This window comes from Chitinophaga niastensis, assembly GCF_003014755.1.
GTDB lineage: Bacteria > Bacteroidota > Bacteroidia > Chitinophagales > Chitinophagaceae > Chitinophaga > Chitinophaga niastensis.
Map to the genome: position 1 here is coordinate 68,909 of NZ_PYAW01000007.1, position 16,427 is coordinate 85,335.

Annotated in this window: 12 protein-coding genes; 4 read left to right on the forward strand and 8 right to left on the reverse strand. The window is 41.0% G+C overall.

The window, feature by feature from the left end:
- The first annotated feature begins 95 nt into the window (after positions 1-95).
- Both CLV51_RS24360 and CLV51_RS24365 read left to right on the forward strand, forming a co-directional pair.
- The gene (locus CLV51_RS24360; protein WP_170115347.1) at positions 96-1,304 is read left to right on the forward strand and encodes a glycosyltransferase; all 1,209 of its coding nucleotides are present in this window, start codon (positions 96-98) and stop codon (positions 1,302-1,304) included.
- Positions 1,294-1,908, forward strand: coding sequence for an acyltransferase (locus CLV51_RS24365; RefSeq protein WP_106530718.1), 615 nt, complete (start codon positions 1,294-1,296; stop codon positions 1,906-1,908). The genes CLV51_RS24360 and CLV51_RS24365 overlap by 11 nt, the downstream gene beginning before the upstream one ends.
- On the opposite strand, the gene CLV51_RS24370 is transcribed toward CLV51_RS24365, so the two are convergent.
- Entirely contained in the window at positions 1,905-4,907 is a 3,003-nt protein-coding gene (locus CLV51_RS24370) for a PKD domain-containing protein (protein WP_106530719.1), read from the reverse strand. The genes CLV51_RS24365 and CLV51_RS24370 overlap by 4 nt on opposite strands.
- Before the next feature lie 539 nt (positions 4,908-5,446).
- Between CLV51_RS24370 and CLV51_RS24375 the strand changes: the two genes are divergently transcribed.
- On the forward strand, positions 5,447-6,811 hold the full coding sequence (locus CLV51_RS24375) for a lipopolysaccharide biosynthesis protein (protein ID WP_106530720.1): 1,365 nt from the start codon (positions 5,447-5,449) through the stop codon (positions 6,809-6,811).
- A gap of 71 nt (positions 6,812-6,882) precedes the next feature.
- Here the strand turns inward: CLV51_RS24375 and CLV51_RS24380 are convergent, their stop codons facing one another.
- Genes CLV51_RS24380 through CLV51_RS24410 form a run of 7 tightly spaced genes read right to left on the reverse strand, consistent with a single transcriptional unit; the run spans position 6,883 to position 14,384 of the window.
- Positions 6,883-7,617 (reverse strand): class I SAM-dependent methyltransferase, encoded by a 735-nt coding sequence (locus CLV51_RS24380; RefSeq protein ID WP_106530721.1) that lies wholly within the window; start codon positions 7,615-7,617, stop codon positions 6,883-6,885.
- 50 nt (positions 7,618-7,667) lie between these two features.
- Complete coding sequence (locus CLV51_RS24385) at positions 7,668-8,810, reverse strand: glycosyltransferase family 4 protein (RefSeq protein WP_106530722.1); 1,143 nt, start codon at positions 8,808-8,810, stop codon at positions 7,668-7,670.
- 7 nt (positions 8,811-8,817) lie between these two features.
- Positions 8,818-10,719: an asparagine synthase (glutamine-hydrolyzing) gene (asnB, locus tag CLV51_RS24390; protein WP_106530723.1), complete on the reverse strand. Its 1,902-nt coding sequence runs from the start codon at positions 10,717-10,719 to the stop codon at positions 8,818-8,820.
- Positions 10,707-11,630 carry a glycosyltransferase family 2 protein gene (locus CLV51_RS24395; RefSeq protein ID WP_106530724.1) on the reverse strand — a complete coding sequence of 308 codons (924 nt, stop codon included), beginning with the start codon at positions 11,628-11,630 and terminating at the stop codon, positions 10,707-10,709. Before CLV51_RS24395 ends, asnB begins: the two co-directional genes overlap by 13 nt.
- Complete coding sequence (locus CLV51_RS24400; RefSeq protein WP_106530725.1) at positions 11,614-12,828, reverse strand: glycosyltransferase family 2 protein; 1,215 nt, start codon at positions 12,826-12,828, stop codon at positions 11,614-11,616. The genes CLV51_RS24395 and CLV51_RS24400 overlap by 17 nt, the downstream gene beginning before the upstream one ends.
- Positions 12,828-13,952 (reverse strand): sugar transferase, encoded by a 1,125-nt coding sequence (locus CLV51_RS24405; RefSeq protein ID WP_245898938.1) that lies wholly within the window; start codon positions 13,950-13,952, stop codon positions 12,828-12,830. Before CLV51_RS24405 ends, CLV51_RS24400 begins: the two co-directional genes overlap by 1 nt.
- Before the next feature lie 39 nt (positions 13,953-13,991).
- Complete coding sequence (locus CLV51_RS24410) at positions 13,992-14,384, reverse strand: response regulator (RefSeq protein ID WP_158267141.1); 393 nt, start codon at positions 14,382-14,384, stop codon at positions 13,992-13,994.
- 474 nt (positions 14,385-14,858) lie between these two features.
- On the opposite strand from CLV51_RS24410, the gene CLV51_RS24415 reads away from it, so the two are divergent.
- The gene (locus CLV51_RS24415; RefSeq protein WP_106530727.1) at positions 14,859-16,046 is read left to right on the forward strand and encodes a glycosyltransferase family 2 protein; all 1,188 of its coding nucleotides are present in this window, start codon (positions 14,859-14,861) and stop codon (positions 16,044-16,046) included.
- The last annotated feature ends 381 nt before the right edge of the window (positions 16,047-16,427 follow it).

Here is a 16,427-nt window from a genome sequence, read left to right on the forward strand (position 1 = left end):
GCAACAGTATTTTATTTACTTTACACTTCCGACTGATTTTACCCATCTTCTTCTGGAACAACCACCAAATATTATTCAACCTACTGATCATTATTATGTCTGTTTATAACCGGGATATTGTTATCGTGGGCCTTCAGCCCTGGTACACAAAAATTGGCAGCAACTGTAAAAATATTGCGCTGGAATTTGCACGACATAACCGGGTGTTGTATGTTAATTCGCCACTCGACCGGCGTACTATTATAAAAGAGAAAGATGATCCGCATGTTCAGTATCAGCTGAAAGCACTGGAAGGCAAAGAGAAAACCGTGGTGCAGGTAGAGGACAATCTCTGGAACCTTTACCCCGCTACCATTCTGGAATCTATCAACTGGATACCTTCTACCACCGTTTTTTCCTGGCTGAACCGTCGCAACAACCGCCGGTTTGCCAACAGTATAGCAGCAGCCATCCGGGAAATGAATTTTAAGGATGTGATCCTGTTTAATGACAACGATATATTCAGGGGATATTACCTGAAAGAATTTCTTAAGCCGGCCAGTTATGTGTATTATAGCCGGGATTATTTACTGGGAGTAGATTACTGGAGGAAGCATGGTAAAATCCTTGAGCCCAGGCATATCGCCAAAGCAGATGTAGCTGTAGCCAATTCTCTTTACCTCGCGGAGATGCTGCAACAATATAATCCCAATAGTTTTTATGTAGGTCAGGGTTGTGATTTAAGACTCTTTGATCCAACAGTGCAACGTGAGCGGCCGGCAGATCTTCCTGAAGGCAACCGTCCGCTGATCGGCTATGTAGGTGCATTGAACACCCTCCGGCTGGACATTACTATATTGCAGGCAATAGCCACCGCGCATCCGGAATGGCAACTGGTGTTGGTGGGTCCGGAAGATGATGCTTTCAGGGAATCGTCATTACATCAGCTTCCCAATGTGTATTTTCCAGGTAAAAAAGACATGCAGCTGCTACCTGCATACATCCAGGCATTTGATGTGTGTTTAAATCCGCAGGTGGTTAACGAGGTTACAGCAGGTAACTATCCGTTAAAAATAGATGAGTACCTGGCCATGGGTAAACCGGTAGTAGCAACAGCTACGCAAACCATGGAATTATTCCGGGGTCATGTATACCTTGCCACTTCCGCTGCCGGATATATTCCGTTGATAGAAGAAGCACTACGTGATCATACCCCGGTTTTAGCTCAGCAGCGTATCCGGTTTGCCGGTGAACATACCTGGGAAAATTCGGTTGCCGCCATTTATAAAGCTATTCTTACATCACCCCATCGTCATGAGTTTTAAAGATAAAATAAAACAGAGCCCCAGGCTTAAACAACTTGTTTTGTATATGCTGATGCCCCGGAATCAGGCCAGACCACGTACCTGGGTGCGATGGCTGGTGAATCCTTTCCTACATAAAAAAGGTAAAGGTGCCCTTATACGCCGCCGTACACGTATGGATGTATTACCTTTTAATTCGTTTAGTCTTGGCCGTTACTCCACCATCGAAGACTTTGCCACTATAAATAATGGTATGGGGGCGGTAACAATTGGTGATAATGTAAGGGTGGGTATTGGCAATGTGCTGATAGGTCCGGTAACGATAGGTAATAATGTGATCATGGCGCAGCATGTGGTATTGTCCGGGTTGAACCATGGCTACACGGATCCTGATGTCCCTGTTTCCCTGCAACCCTGCAGTATTGCTGCCATCCAGGTGGATGACGATTGCTGGATAGGAGCCAACAGTGTTATCACTGCGGGCGTACATATTGGCAAACATGCGGTAGTGGCTGGCGGCAGCGTAGTAACAAAAGACGTACCCGCCTATAGTGTGGTAGCGGGCAACCCCGCCCGTGTAATCCGGCAATACCAGGCAGCCACTGGAAAATGGGAAAAACCTTAGCTCCTTACTTTAATAAATCTTTTAGTCCATTTGAAGTTTGTTCCGGACACTTCCATGATGTAGTGGCCATTGGGTATCACACTAACGTCAATGTCTGTTTGAAAAGCGCCACTGAAAGTATATGATTTTTGCTGCACCAACCGACCGCTCATGTCATAAATTTTAACATGGATGAAGTTATTACCATCGCGCGCTACATTTAATCTTGCTATAGCGCTGACCGGATTGGGCACCAGTGATACAGAATCAGGTGTATGATCTACCGGCTTACTTTCCAGCACATCTACCGCAAAAGTAGTTATGCCGGTGGCTTGTTTATTATCAGTAACAGTGAGCTGAAAAGTGTAAGCCCCCTGCTGCAGTTTTGTAATTAATGTTCTTGCAGCATCGGGCGTGGCGATGAATGCATTGGCTGGTCCGGATAATTGCTTCCATCCAAATTTGTCAATGCTGCCACCCATGTCATAAGATGTTGATCCATCTGCTGATAAATAAGATGTAGGCAGTTGTACCGTTTTGTCAGCACTTACTACTGCTACAGGAACCTGGTTATTTGTTACCGGTGAAACTATTATACTTACTGTTGCCACAGCAGTGACACCCGCATTATTTGTAACAGTGAGTTCAAAAGCATAGGTACCTTCCAATAAACCGGTTACCTGGGTTTTTGCTGTTGTTGAACTGCCAAGTGAGCCACCTGCTGGTCCGCCTGTTTTTTTCCACTGCCATTTTACGATAGTACCGTCGGGGTCTGTGGAGGCGCTGCCATCCAGTTGTGCTGAATTTACCGGCAATGTAATATTAATGTCATTACCTGCGTTGGCTACCGGCGGCCTATGAGGACCGTTACTGCTGTACTCATAGGCACCCACATCATATTTGCCATTTTGTGGTCTTACAAAACCATCTGCATCTGTGGTTAATCCCATATCTGACATGTCGCGGCCGGCATCTATTGCAGCAGCACCTTTGGCAAGACGAAAATTACCGGCAGCTGCATCTATCACATTTGCTTCTGCGGGTGTTTTAGCAAAAAGATTATTACTAAAATCAAACTTGATTTGTTGGGCACCCCGTATGTAATAACCGCCCATGGGATAATCGCCGGAAGATCCGGTGTTGATAACGAGGTTATTATATACTTTATGACCTAATTGTGTGAGATATGCGTAGATTTTAATACCATCAGGGCCGGTGTTATAGATCGTATTGTTATAAATGTAAGCGGTTACAGGTTCAATGATAAATTTATCTGACACATTAATACCTTCTCCATTGGAAATATTAGATATCACATTATTATACACATAAGAAATACCAGAGCCAAACAAGGCTATACCAGGTAGATAACCACTATCTACTACGTTATTATACACCTTTACGGCGGTGCCGCCGCCCATCAACAGGCCATAGCTTTGTGCATCCAGCTTTTGCATTCCATAATTGCGTACAACATTATTGTACACTTTATTATCTCCCATATCCGCCATCGCTACCTGTATGCCATCATATCCTGTATTTTGTATATCGTTATCATATACTTCCAGGTTTTCGAGGTGATGTGATTTTACATCACCTCCGCATGCCGGAAAATTGATGATATAATGTGTGTTACCGATATAAAAACCTTCATATTCTGAATAGCGTCCTTTGATGTGGTGGATTTTGGCATTCCTCATTACATAGTTACCTTCCCAGTACTGGGGATTGTCGCAGGCCTGGGTAGTTTTAGCTACCAGCAGTATGTTAGCATCATGAATGTACATGTTATGTACATTAAAGTCTGTGCTGCCACTACCAAAGTACATACCCTGCATTTGAACACCATCCAGGTTTTTGCCGTTGATATCAAATCCATATTCCAGGCCGGGGGTACCTGATCCGGAAACTTCTATAAACTGACCCGACATAAAATTGAAGGCGATATCACTCTTATGTGTATTAATGCCCAGTCGGACGAGTCCTCCGCAGTTAGTAATTACAATTGGTTTGGCTTTTGTTCCGGTCAATTTTCCCAGTTGAACAAATTCGTAGTCGCCAGCCGGAATACAAAGTGTATCTCCGGGGTTAAGCTGAAAAGCACTCATGGCATCAGTATAATACATACCGTTGCCTATATTGGTTTTTGCAATCACGCGCTTATTCCCTGAAGGAGGAGGTGGTGGTGGCGGAGTAACAGTTGTACCTCCCTTTTTATACTGCAACATCCATTCATATACATTCATACCATTTTCCCTGTAATTGGGATCGTATGCCTTGTCCCAGGCATTGTGACCTGAAACGGGGAAAATAGTGAGTTTAGGTAATGGTGTTGGAGCTGGTTGATAAGCGGATATCATAGCCACCCAATCTTTTGAATATTGAGAGGGCACTGTACCATCTCCATTATTATGGAAAAACCAGGCAGGTACATTGTTTTTTGCAACCACCCTGGGTGCATTGGGAAATTGTACCGGATTCATATTTCCGGACACCGCTACCACTGCTGCAGGAATTTGTGCAAAGGCGTCGTTGGCAGATGCAAAATCTTCGGTGGAACCACCGCCCATACTCAATCCGGTTATATAGATCCTGTTATTATCTATCCTGTACTGGGTTTTTATATAATTGATCAGGCTAAGTATATCGAGGGGACTGGGAGATGTTTTAAACTGCGGGGATAATATTATAAAAGAGAAGGTTTGATTATTCACCGTAAACGAAGCCGGGAGTGTACCATCATTGATGCGTGCCGGAATACCGTTTTTTAATACGGCGGGTAAATTTGTTACCCCATCTCCTAACTCTCCAATACCATGAATGAAGACGATCAGCGGAAAAGAGTCTTTACTGGCAGCATAAGCTGGAGGGATATATTCATAATATCCTCCGCAATTAGTTACTGAGGTACCCTTGGTTGATTTAGCTACCTGCTGCGCGTAACTTTGTTGTGTTAATAAAAAAGATAGTGTTATCAGGGCAAATAACATCCTCTTACTTAAAAAGTATCCCAACTTCATGTGAGGTATTTTCAATTGTTATATGGTATAGCATGACTAAGTAATTCACTTATTTAGCAATGCCTGGTTTTCCACTGTAAAATAACTTGCCAACGGGGCTGATTACATTATAGGATACCGCCGATGTGTTACCAGGAGCAGGGAATAGTAATTACAAAGTCCCGATAGTTTTCACATAGGAGGGGTTTAAGTTGTTGATTTTAAGGTATAGGATTTACCACTAAACCACTGCAAATATTAATATTGTCGCTAAGGTAGGATATTTTTCATCGTATAGATAAGAAATATTATACATATAATTACACTTTTAAATAAAGTATTTTTTTCTGGTAAGTGTAAATACATGATCAATAAATAATACTATCAAATAACGAATTAAATTTTGCTGCCCCTATTTTAAATTATACTTTTGCGAAGACTTATAATATTGATTCAGGCAACGTTTTCAATATTCTATAGCCCCTTACGCGACGGTAAAAAACCTTATCCTCTATTAAAAGCCTCACACGCACATTAAGTATTTAATTACAACATGTTACATGGGTTTTAAATTATTGTCAGCTTTAAATAACAGGCATTTTCATTCTTTACTGGGTAACCTGGTATCCGCCTTCCTGAATCTACTTTCATTTGCTATCCTGGTTAGATTATTACCATTATCCGCTTTTGGTGAATGGGTTTTATTCATCGGCACCTATACTATTCTTGATCAGATACGTACTGCATTATTGCAGTCGGGTGTCATAAAATTTTATGCAGGTACTGATGAAACAACAGCCAGAAAAGTAGCCGGGAGTGCGTGGTATATTGCCCTGGTGCTAACAGGTATTTTCCTTGTACTCAACCTCGTTGTTGGGCTGATATGTTATAATTATTTCGACGATACCTGGCGCTTCTTTATTAAGTGGCTGGGGATTATGACGTTAGTATCCGTTCCTTTTAATTTTGCCAGCTGGGTATTGCAGGCAGAGCACCGGTTTGATAGGATTGTACAGATCAGGTTATGGCAAAACGGCTGCTTCCTTGTTTTGATTGTATTACTTTATTTAGTTGGCAAGGTAACTTTAGCTAATACGCTATATGCATATACAGGAGGCCTGGCCATCACCAGTGTATATACCTTGTTACGTAAGTGGACATATGTGCAGACAATTGTTTATAGCACAAAAGAGCAGATTAAAGTGCTTTACCGGTATGGCTGGCTGATAGTAGGGAGTATGCTCTCTTCCGGTCTTATCAACTATTCTGATAATTTCCTGATAAGAACGATGATCAATCCTGCTGCGGTGGCTATATACAGCATACCGCAGAAATTTATGGAAGTAATTGAAATTATACTTCGCAGTTTTGTGGCCACTGCACAACCTACCCTCTCCGGTGCGGCCAACAAAAATGACTGGGCCGGGGTAGCCCGTTCTTTTTCCCGTTATGTGGGCGCGGTTACTATTATTATTATTCCGTTTATTATCTGTCTGATCCTGTTTACAAAACCATTGATCATTATACTTGCCAGCAAAGCATATCTCCCGGCTACAGACGTTGTAAGAATTTTTCTGTTCTCGGCTATCCTATACCCGGTAGATCGTTTTATTGGTGTAGCGCTGGATATGATTAATCAACCCCTGACCAATTTTTATAAAAACTTTTTGAAGCTGGTGCTGAATATTGTAGGAGATATTATTTTCATACTGCTGTTTCATGATATCCGCTGGGTGGCAATAGGCTCCCTGATAAACATGGTTGTTTGTGTAATTGTGGGTTATTACATGCTGAAAAAACATGTACACTTTACAATAGCAGATATCATAAAACTCGGCTGGACAGAATGTATCCTGATGCTTGAAAAAATTACAGGAAAGCTGTTTTTCAAATCCGGCAAATCCGTCACCACTACCAGACCTTAACCACATAAAAAAGCCACCAGTCTTGGATCCATCTACATGGCAACTGGTGGCGTATAAGGTTTTTGTTTTTACTATTTTTTTCTCAGCACTCTTGATTTTATGATACTCTTGCAGATGTCTGTAAATGCCAGGGTAGCATCTGCCAGCTCTTTACCAAGTGAGCGCTGAGGAAAATAATGTAATACCATTTCACGGGTCCAGGGTGCTTCAAAATATTTCAGTATGTTTTTATCTTCCGGATTGATAACATATTTAAAATCGTCTTCCCACTCCAACCGCATAGTGTGCAGGTTAGGATGTGTTCTTTCCAGTATTTTATAGCCTATTGAATGCCGGGGTAAATATTCAAGGAACAGATCTCCAAAATCGAAGTTAGTAGGAAAATTCATTTTCGCCTTATCTACAAGCACTACTTCACCATTTACTTCCAGGATGGCCCATTTATGTGATTTTTTAGGAAACAGGTGCTCACCCAGCAAAGAGGGTGTTTCAATATAACCTCTTTTAGCCACGCGGAATTGTTCCTGCAAGAAGGCTACCGGATCTTCCACATGTTCCAATACCTGGTTACAAATAACATAATCAAATTCTTTGTCTTTGAATGGCAAATGTTCTCCATCCGCATTCAGAAACTGCTGGTTATTCAGCACTTTAATATCACCGCTACGATGTGTGTTATCATCAACATATTTATCTACTACCACATTCGCTCTTGGATGTGGATTGTGCCCTCCTCCTACTTCCAGTACCCTGTCACCTTTTTTTATGTTAAGGTCAAAACGAGAACGGGGATTTCTGATTTTCATGCGTCTAATTTATTTATCTGGTATTCGGTTAACTAATTAAATTATTATTTTCAATCCACGCCCGTTGGCGTCAGTAGCTGTTGATAAAGTGTTTCAATTTTACCCGTCATGATTTTTGCGTCAAAGTTTGCAATGATGCTGTTCCTTGCATTGGTCTGTAACTCCTGCCGTAGCTGCGTATCATCTACCAGCCGGATAATTGCCTCCGCAAGGGCAGGTGTATCCTTAGGTGGCACCAACAAACCGGTTACCTCATGCTGTATTGCTTCTTTGGTACCATCCACATCACTGGCTATCACGGCTTTCCCCATAGCCATTGCTTCCAGTACACCTATCGGAAAACCCTCCCACAAAGACGGCAGACAGTAGATATCTATTGCATGTAACACAGCAGGTACATCTGTCCGGAAGTTATCGAATACAATGCGGCTATCTACCTGCAGGTCTTTCGCCAGTTGAACAGCAGCATCTTTAAGGTCCCCTTCGCCTATCATCAGCAGGGTAACATCCGGCCGGGCAGCATACACTGCTGCAAATGCCCTGATCATACCCAGCGGATCCTTCTGCCCTGTTATCCTCACAATATAACCCAATACCAGGTGATGTTCCGGTATTCCGTACGCAGCTTTTACATCAGGGTAGGTGGCGGAGGCATTAAATCTACGCAAATTCACCCCATTTTTAACCACCACAGATTTAAAGGCACCCAGCGCTTTATGGCCTGTATACTGGTTGGCATCAGAAACAGTAATATTGAGCCGGGTATTGAAAGTAATAATTTTCTCCGCCACTATCCTCGCCATACGTTTAAAAAACGGCAGGTCATCATGAAATGACCAGCCGTGAATAGTATATATTACTGGTAATTTAAGCGTGCGCGCAGCCCATAATACATTTGTATTTGCACGGGTACCATGAACATGTACGATATCGATTTCCTGTTTACGCAAAAAATCTTTTACCTGTTTCCATACCCTGATATCAAATGGTTTCTCTGTATGTATCACATAACCCGGCACACCCATTTGTTGCAGAGACTGCATCATGGGACCATCTGTAAAGGAAAGCACAACGGGTTTAAAACGTTGTTTGTCGAGGTAGCTCACCAGGTCCAGTACATGACTTTCCCCTCCCCCTATTTTCCCTTGCCGGATGGCTTCCAGCACATTTATTTTTTTTGGTGTTTGTGTCATTCGGTAATTATAATCCTGAAATCCATCTGCTATACCAAAGCTGGAATACCAGTATATTCCATAGCTTCTGGTGACTTACTTTGCCACCAGCGAAATAGTTGTTTAATAATTGTTGTACATGTTCTACATTAAAGATACCACTTTGTTCAAGTTTGGCCGGTGAAAGATAATATGACATCTGTTCTTTCAGTTCCTCTTTAAACCAATGTGTCAAAGGTGCAATGAATGGCCGTTTAGGGCGATCCATCAATGATTTTGGAATATACTTATGTACAATTTCTTTCAGTATATATTTATTCACATTATCCTTTACTTTCACCGCTGCCGGAACAGTGGCTAAAAATTCCACCAACCGGTGGTCCAGCATTGGTTCTCTCCCCTCAATCCCAACAGACATGGTAGCACGATCCACTTTCACCAGGTTATTGTCTACCAGGAATGTTTTGTAATCAACAGATAAGAGGCGATTTAGCGGGTCATTGATATCATTCAGCTCGCCGTTCATATCAAAGTTAGTTTTGTAGGCAGAAACAGGTGTTCCGAGGAATCCGGCTGCTTCACTTTCTGTGATATACTGGCTGATATATTTCATGGCTTCCTGCGGTTTGCCGGATGCCCATATCAATTTCATTTTTTCATAACGGCTGGCAAAATTATATTGTTTGTTAAAATACGGAATAGTGGCCGGATCTACCCATCCCATTACTTTACTCACCAGGCCTTGTACACCTTTCGGGAAACTGCTGCTATAACGGAGTGACTGATTAAATTTATTATATCCAGCAAACAATTCATCGCCGCCATCAGCAGACAATGCCACTTTCACCTGGCTGCTGGCCAACTTACTCACCAGTGTAGTAGGAACGGTGGAATTATCGGCAAATGGTTCGTCGTATATATCCGGCAACTGATGCAATATTTCTCTTGCCTCAGCAGCCCCTATGATCCATTCATTGTGATCGGTACCCAGGTGCAGCGCTATTTTCCGGGCCTCTTTTGATTCATCAAATGCCTGCTCTTTATAACCTATGGTAAATGTTTTGATACGGCTGCCGGAAGAAGCCTGTAAAATAGCTGCTACGCTACTGCTGTCATATCCTCCGCTTAAAAAAACACCTACCGGTACATCTGCTACCATCCGGTATTTGTAGGCACTTTTCATTAATGATTCTGTATGCTGAATAATGGCTGATTCAGACATATCTGTAAGCGGCTGGCGATAGGCATTCAGTACATTCCAGTATTCTGTCAGTACCGGTTCTTTTGTATGTAATGATAAATGCAGCCAATGACCAGGCTTTAATTTGTGTGTATTTTTATAAATGGTATAAGGCGCGGGGATGTAGCTATATTGCAAAAACAGTGACACACTGTTCACATCTATTTCTTTGGGAAAACCGGGATAGCTGCACAGGCTCTTTAATTCAGAGCCAAACAGCAACACATTATTATGCCAGTAATAATAAAGTGGCTTCACGCCTGCTCTGTCTCTGCACAATATTAACTGTCCTTTGTCTTTATCATAAATAACAAAAGCAAACATTCCAATACATCTATCCACCACCTTTTCTTTCCAGAGGTCATATCCTTTCAGTAATACTTCAGTATCTGAATTTGAAACAAACGTATATCCATTTTTTTCCAGTTCCTTACGGATCTCCATGAAGTTGTAAACTTCGCCATTGAAGATCATGGAATACTGATTATAATGCATGGGCTGGTGTCCTGAACTGGAAAGGTCCAGGATAGAAAGACGACGTTGTCCCAGTCCTACACTGGCCTGGGCGTGTTCATATACTTCGTATCCGGCGTCATTGGGTCCACGATGCTGCAGCACATCTGTCATGGACTTCAACATACTCAAATCTGCATTCTTTGAAAAATCAACAAAACCAGCTATGCCACACATGGTACTAAATTTAGTCGATGATGTTTTATATTCCAGAATATCCCTTTCCAAAATGCTTTTAAATGCGCTATTTCTTTTCTGGCAATAAAAGACAAAGTATTTTTCGGAATGGTAAACACCATCAGATAGAACAGGAAAAAAATACGGGCGGATAATTTTACATTTCTCCGCATAAACAGTATCCTGTTCCTGGTTAAATAATAAGTTTTTAAAGGGCTGTTTTTGCCCGTCGTCATTGATTCTTTATGATATATCAGCGATTGGTACTGGTAATAAATTTTGTAGTGTTTACGTTTAAATTGCTCGCACCAATCAAACTCTTCATAATATAAAAAATATATTTCCGGCATCAGCCCTACTTCTTTTAATATGCTGACAGGAATCATCATGGCACCGCCATGTGCATAATTAGTGGAGGTAATCTGATCATATTGTCCTTTATCCGTTTCCTTGCATCCTATCATACTGTTCCTGCCCGTGAAAGTATCTACTGCATTATATCCTGCGTACTCAATAGTGCCGGGATGAAAATAATAATGGAATTTGGGACTTACGATGCCTGCATCCGGATGCAGGGAAAAAATATCCAGCAATCCTTCTATCAAACCATCTGTAAATTCCGTATCATTATTTACCAGGAAAATATAGGAACCGGTAGCAGCCAGGATCCCCAGGTTATTACCACCTGCAAATCCTTTGTTAACTTCACTTCTGATGACCTTCGCTGCAGGATATGCCTGCAATAAGGCAGCTGTTGGATCTTCTATGGAAGCATTATCCACAACAATTACTTCCAGATGACTATAACTGTTTTTAGCAATAGAAGTGAGTAATTCACATGTTACAGCAGCGGTGTTATAGTTAACGGTTACAATTGATACAAGCGGTGTATTATTATTTCCTGGCAACATTTATTAGAGGATTATCAATGTCTGTTTTAGAATGTTTGGTATGTATAAATGTTTTATTAGCGCCTTTCAACTTAAACACCAGCGACAGCATAATACCTATTGCCCCCGGCAGATGCAGTAATATCTTAAAGAAATACTTCGAATAAAATTTACCGGGTAATGGCAACAATAAACTGATAGCATATCCCAGGGATAACAACAGCCACATATATACAGAGATCCAGAGTATACCTCCGAAAATAAGATAGATGGCCGTCATGAATATGAGGCCAGCCAATAACAGCATTCTGGGCAGCAGCATATTCTGACCTACCGCCATGTAAAAATAATCGACCCTTCCCTTCAACAATGCCCGACATCCTTTATTGAAATATTTTTTCAGATAAACAAACTGGCTGGATAACCATCTTTTACGCTGATTTTCAAAAGCAGCAGCGTTTTCTACTTTTTCATCGAAGATGAGGGCATCTTCCAGGTAATGAATGGTATAACCCTTATATACCAACAGCTGCTGTAATACTTTATCGAACCCTCCTATTGCTGCTGTTTCTTTCAGTGCCTGTTTAATAAGCGGATAATGAAAAGCAATACCCGATCCGATCAGAGAGGCAGACAAACCCAATGCGTTAGCGCCTTTCCGGTTAATATGATTTGCTATTATTTCATTGGCAGCATCCATGATGGCAAAAGGAGTATCCAGATTTTTGGCGACCCGTTGTGCCTGCATGGCATGTTTACCTTCTGTTACATATGCATGGTTTACTTTCAACAAAAAATCGGCTTCCAGTATATTATCAGCATCAGCAATCACGGCTATATCATATACATCGTCCAGTTGTGCGAAAGCGGTATTCAATGACCTGGCCTTTGTACTTTTTTCAAAGGAAACCGGAATAACAATCACATTCCTATGCACTTTCAGATCCTTTATGGTAGCTGGTTGCAATGAATCAGCAATAACAACAACATCGTACAGATCTTCCGGGTACTCCAGTTGTTCATAGCTTTTTACAGCAGAAATAATGATATCATCTTCTTTATATGCAGGTATTAATATAGCAATGCGACTAAATACTTTTGTAGTATGATAATTCTTTCCTTTGTTAAAACTTAATTTTCCGGCAACGGAGAAAATCAGGTTGTAAAGGACACAAAATGCCAGGTAGGCAAATACTATTATCTCCAGGGCGGCTATCATTATACGTTATCTTTTTGAACCAATGCCATAGGAGTATTCATCATAATCCACATGTCGTATGAAAAGGTGTGTTTTTGGGAATAGTTGATATCGAGTTCAATTCTTTCAGCGGCAGACATTTCTTTTTTACCACGTTTACTGATTTGCCAGAGGCCTGTAATACCAGCCGGCGCCAGAAACCGTTGCGCCCAATCGTCGGTAGTAAGGGCAGTAGCCTCATACAAAGGTAATGGTCTGTTACCTACCAGCGACATATCGCCTATTAATACATTAAATAGCTGAGGAATTTCGTCGAGGCTGGTATTGCGCAAAAAGGAACCGAACCGGGTAACGCGTGGATCATTTGATACTTTGTAAAAAACAGCTCCACCGTTAGCATCATATTGATTCAGATGCGTGAGTTGCTGTAATTGTTTGTCTGCATTCGCCACCATGGTTCTAAACTTATAGAACTTAAATACCTGGTAATTTTTTCCGGCGCGGCGTGCTGCATAAAAAACGGCTCCTTTCGATTCCAGTTTTACGATCGCTGCAATAATCAGCAGGAACGGACTGATCAGCACTAACAAACATCCGGCTACAACAATATCAAAGGTTCTTTTCAGAATAGTGTTGACTTGTTGTTTACGATCTACGGGTGTCTTTTCCACAGCTAATACCGGAGATAAGGCTACCAGTTTTTTGTATTTATTTACAAATGAAATTTTCTGATGCAACTGATTGCAAAAACAATCTTTGGTAATAATTTCATCTACAAACGAATACTTTCTGATACACGCTTTCAACGAATCAGATATTTGGTCCGTGTACAAAAAGAACGGGACAACACGGGAAATCGGGTGTCCTTTAAAGTACTGCTGCCAGGCAGCAAGGCTTGCCTCATAATTGTTATCTGCCTTATAAATAATAAGGGATGGTTGTTTGCGGAAGGAGTGCATCAATTGTTTCATTGTATGCGCAGCTTCTTCAAAATTTGACACAAACAAAGATTTGCATCCCGTTTTAATCTCACCTAGTTCAGCATGAAGATTTCCTATAAAAATGATGATCCGCTCATTGCTGATATGCCTTGAGGTGTCGATTTCGGTCAGTAAATTCAGTTCAGGTGTAGTAGTCATTCTCATGATAATTTGGAATTAATATTGATGGACGCAAGAATAAGACTAAGAAAAAACATACATAAACCGGTTATCAAATATTCCATCCACTTTATCCAATAACATCACAGGATCAAAAGGTTTAGTAAGAATCCCTCTAACATTATCATAATGCTTATTCTGAAAAGTTTCTTTTGAGTTAATAATGCCGGAAAGAACAATTACCGGAATTTGCTGGTACAAATTACTGGTGCTTAGATAGTCTATTAATTCCCAGCCATCTATATTTGGCATTTGCAGATCTGTAATGATAAGATCCGGGACATTCCCTTTGGTTAACCATGCCATTGCAGACAATCCATCACCTGCCGAAGTCACCTTGTGTTTTCGGCTCAGAACAGCCTCCAATAAGTATCTTATGGGTAAACTATCATCAATAACTAAAACATTTTTTTTCACCTTCTTTCTTTTTAATACAATTAATACCAACGCTTATAGGGCGCAGGGAACCACTAGAAGGCTTTAAATTGGATAAGGTTCAAGAAATTAAACTGGTTCTTCAGGGGACATTGGGGACACAGGTAAGCATACTTGAATGTATAGCCTAGAATGCTGCATCGAATTTACAAAGTAATTTTCAAATCAGGTATTATTAAATTAATTCTTAAAAACTACCCGATGAAATGCAACTTATTCTCAATAGACGCAAATCTATAATACTTTAAGAGTAGTTTATTCTCTATTTTGTAAACGGCGGAATTTAGCTGGTGAATGCAAGGAAAATTTAAGTAAACGAATTTTAAGCAATGCATCCGGAAACATAAAAAATGATTTCTGATAAAAATTTGCCTGATTATTATAGTTTTGCTTCCGGAATTTGATATTACTTACATAATTATGCTTCCCTGCAGTAATTACCCCTAAATTATTAGTATGACTATTTTGGTGCTTTTTTTCTGGATAAGCTTATTCTTTGTTTTCTATAGTTATATCGGATATGGTCTGCTATTATATATACTGGTAAAGATAAAACAGTTGGTAGTGAAGCCTCTTCCCGCGAAGGAAGCGGGTTTCCAGCCGGAAGTTACTTTTATGGTGGCCGCCTATAATGAAGCAGATTTTATCAGGCATAAAATTGAAAATACGCTGGAGCTGGATTACCCGGTTGAAAAACTGACGATCATTTTTGTTACAGATGGCTCATCAGATGACACCAACAGCATTATAAAAGAATACCCTCAAACACAACTATTGTATGAACCACAGCGCAGTGGCAAGACAGTAGCTATCAACCGGGCAATGGCGCATGTTACCACGCCTTTTGTTATTTTTTCTGATGCCAATACCTTGCTGAATCCACAGGCTGTTAATTGTATGATCAGCCATTTTTCTGCAGCAGAGGTAGGCGCTGTCGCAGGTGAAAAAAAAGTAATTTCAGATAATGCTGCAGACGCAGAAGGCGCCGGAGAGGGCATGTATTGGAAGTATGAGTCTTTATTAAAAAAATGGGACGCTGCGCTATATAGTGTAATGGGAGCGGCCGGTGAATTATTTGCCATACGTACTTCCCTGTACGAAAATGTTCCGGCTGATACCATTCTTGATGATTTTACGATTTCCTTTGGGGTAAATAAAAAGGGATATAAGGTAGCATACGCACCGGATGCCTATGCCCGGGAAGCACCCTCCTCTTCTTTACAGGAAGAGTATAAAAGGAAGGTAAGAATCAGTGCGGGAGGGTTTCAGGCGATGTACAGGCTATCAGCACTGTTTAATTTTTTCAGGTATCCGAAAATTACCTGGCAGTTTGTTTCTCACCGCGTATTTCGCTGGACAGTTGCCCCTTTGTGTTTGCTACTACTGCTGCTCACCAACATCGGTTTATGTATCGCCACCTCTGCTCCTGTGTATCGTTATGTATTAATACTGCAGTCTGTTTTTTATACATTGGCCTTTATTGGTTACCTGATGGCAATACGACAGATGAAAAGCCGGTATTTTTATGTTCCCTTTTACTTTGTATTCATGAATGTAGCCGTGTTCCATGGCTTTATAAGATACCTGAAAAAGAAGCAATCCGCAGTTTGGGAGCGGTCACAGCGACAAATAACCATTACCTGATCAAATGGCAACTTTACTAGTTAATTATTTAACTTCGCCACTCATTTTATGACGTTTACCAATTAAATACAGCCTTTCACTAGAAAAACAGAACGTGTAAAAAAGATACGCTTACTTTTGCTTCCAAACCGAATACATTAATAATGCAAAGCGGGCTGCCATCTCTTGCCAGTGCTTGTTTAGCTTTATCAATGTGCATTCCTGGTTCATACACTTAATAGTTTTGAGACCTCTTCCTTAGACAAAGCCACTGGTAGTTGTGCCATATTTCCACAACCTGAATTTATTTTTACCATCTCCTCTGATTTGCCAACGGTACTTGCTGTAAGCGCATGCCGCATTTTCCTGATTTTAATTTGGCATTTGTCATACGTGTTCATA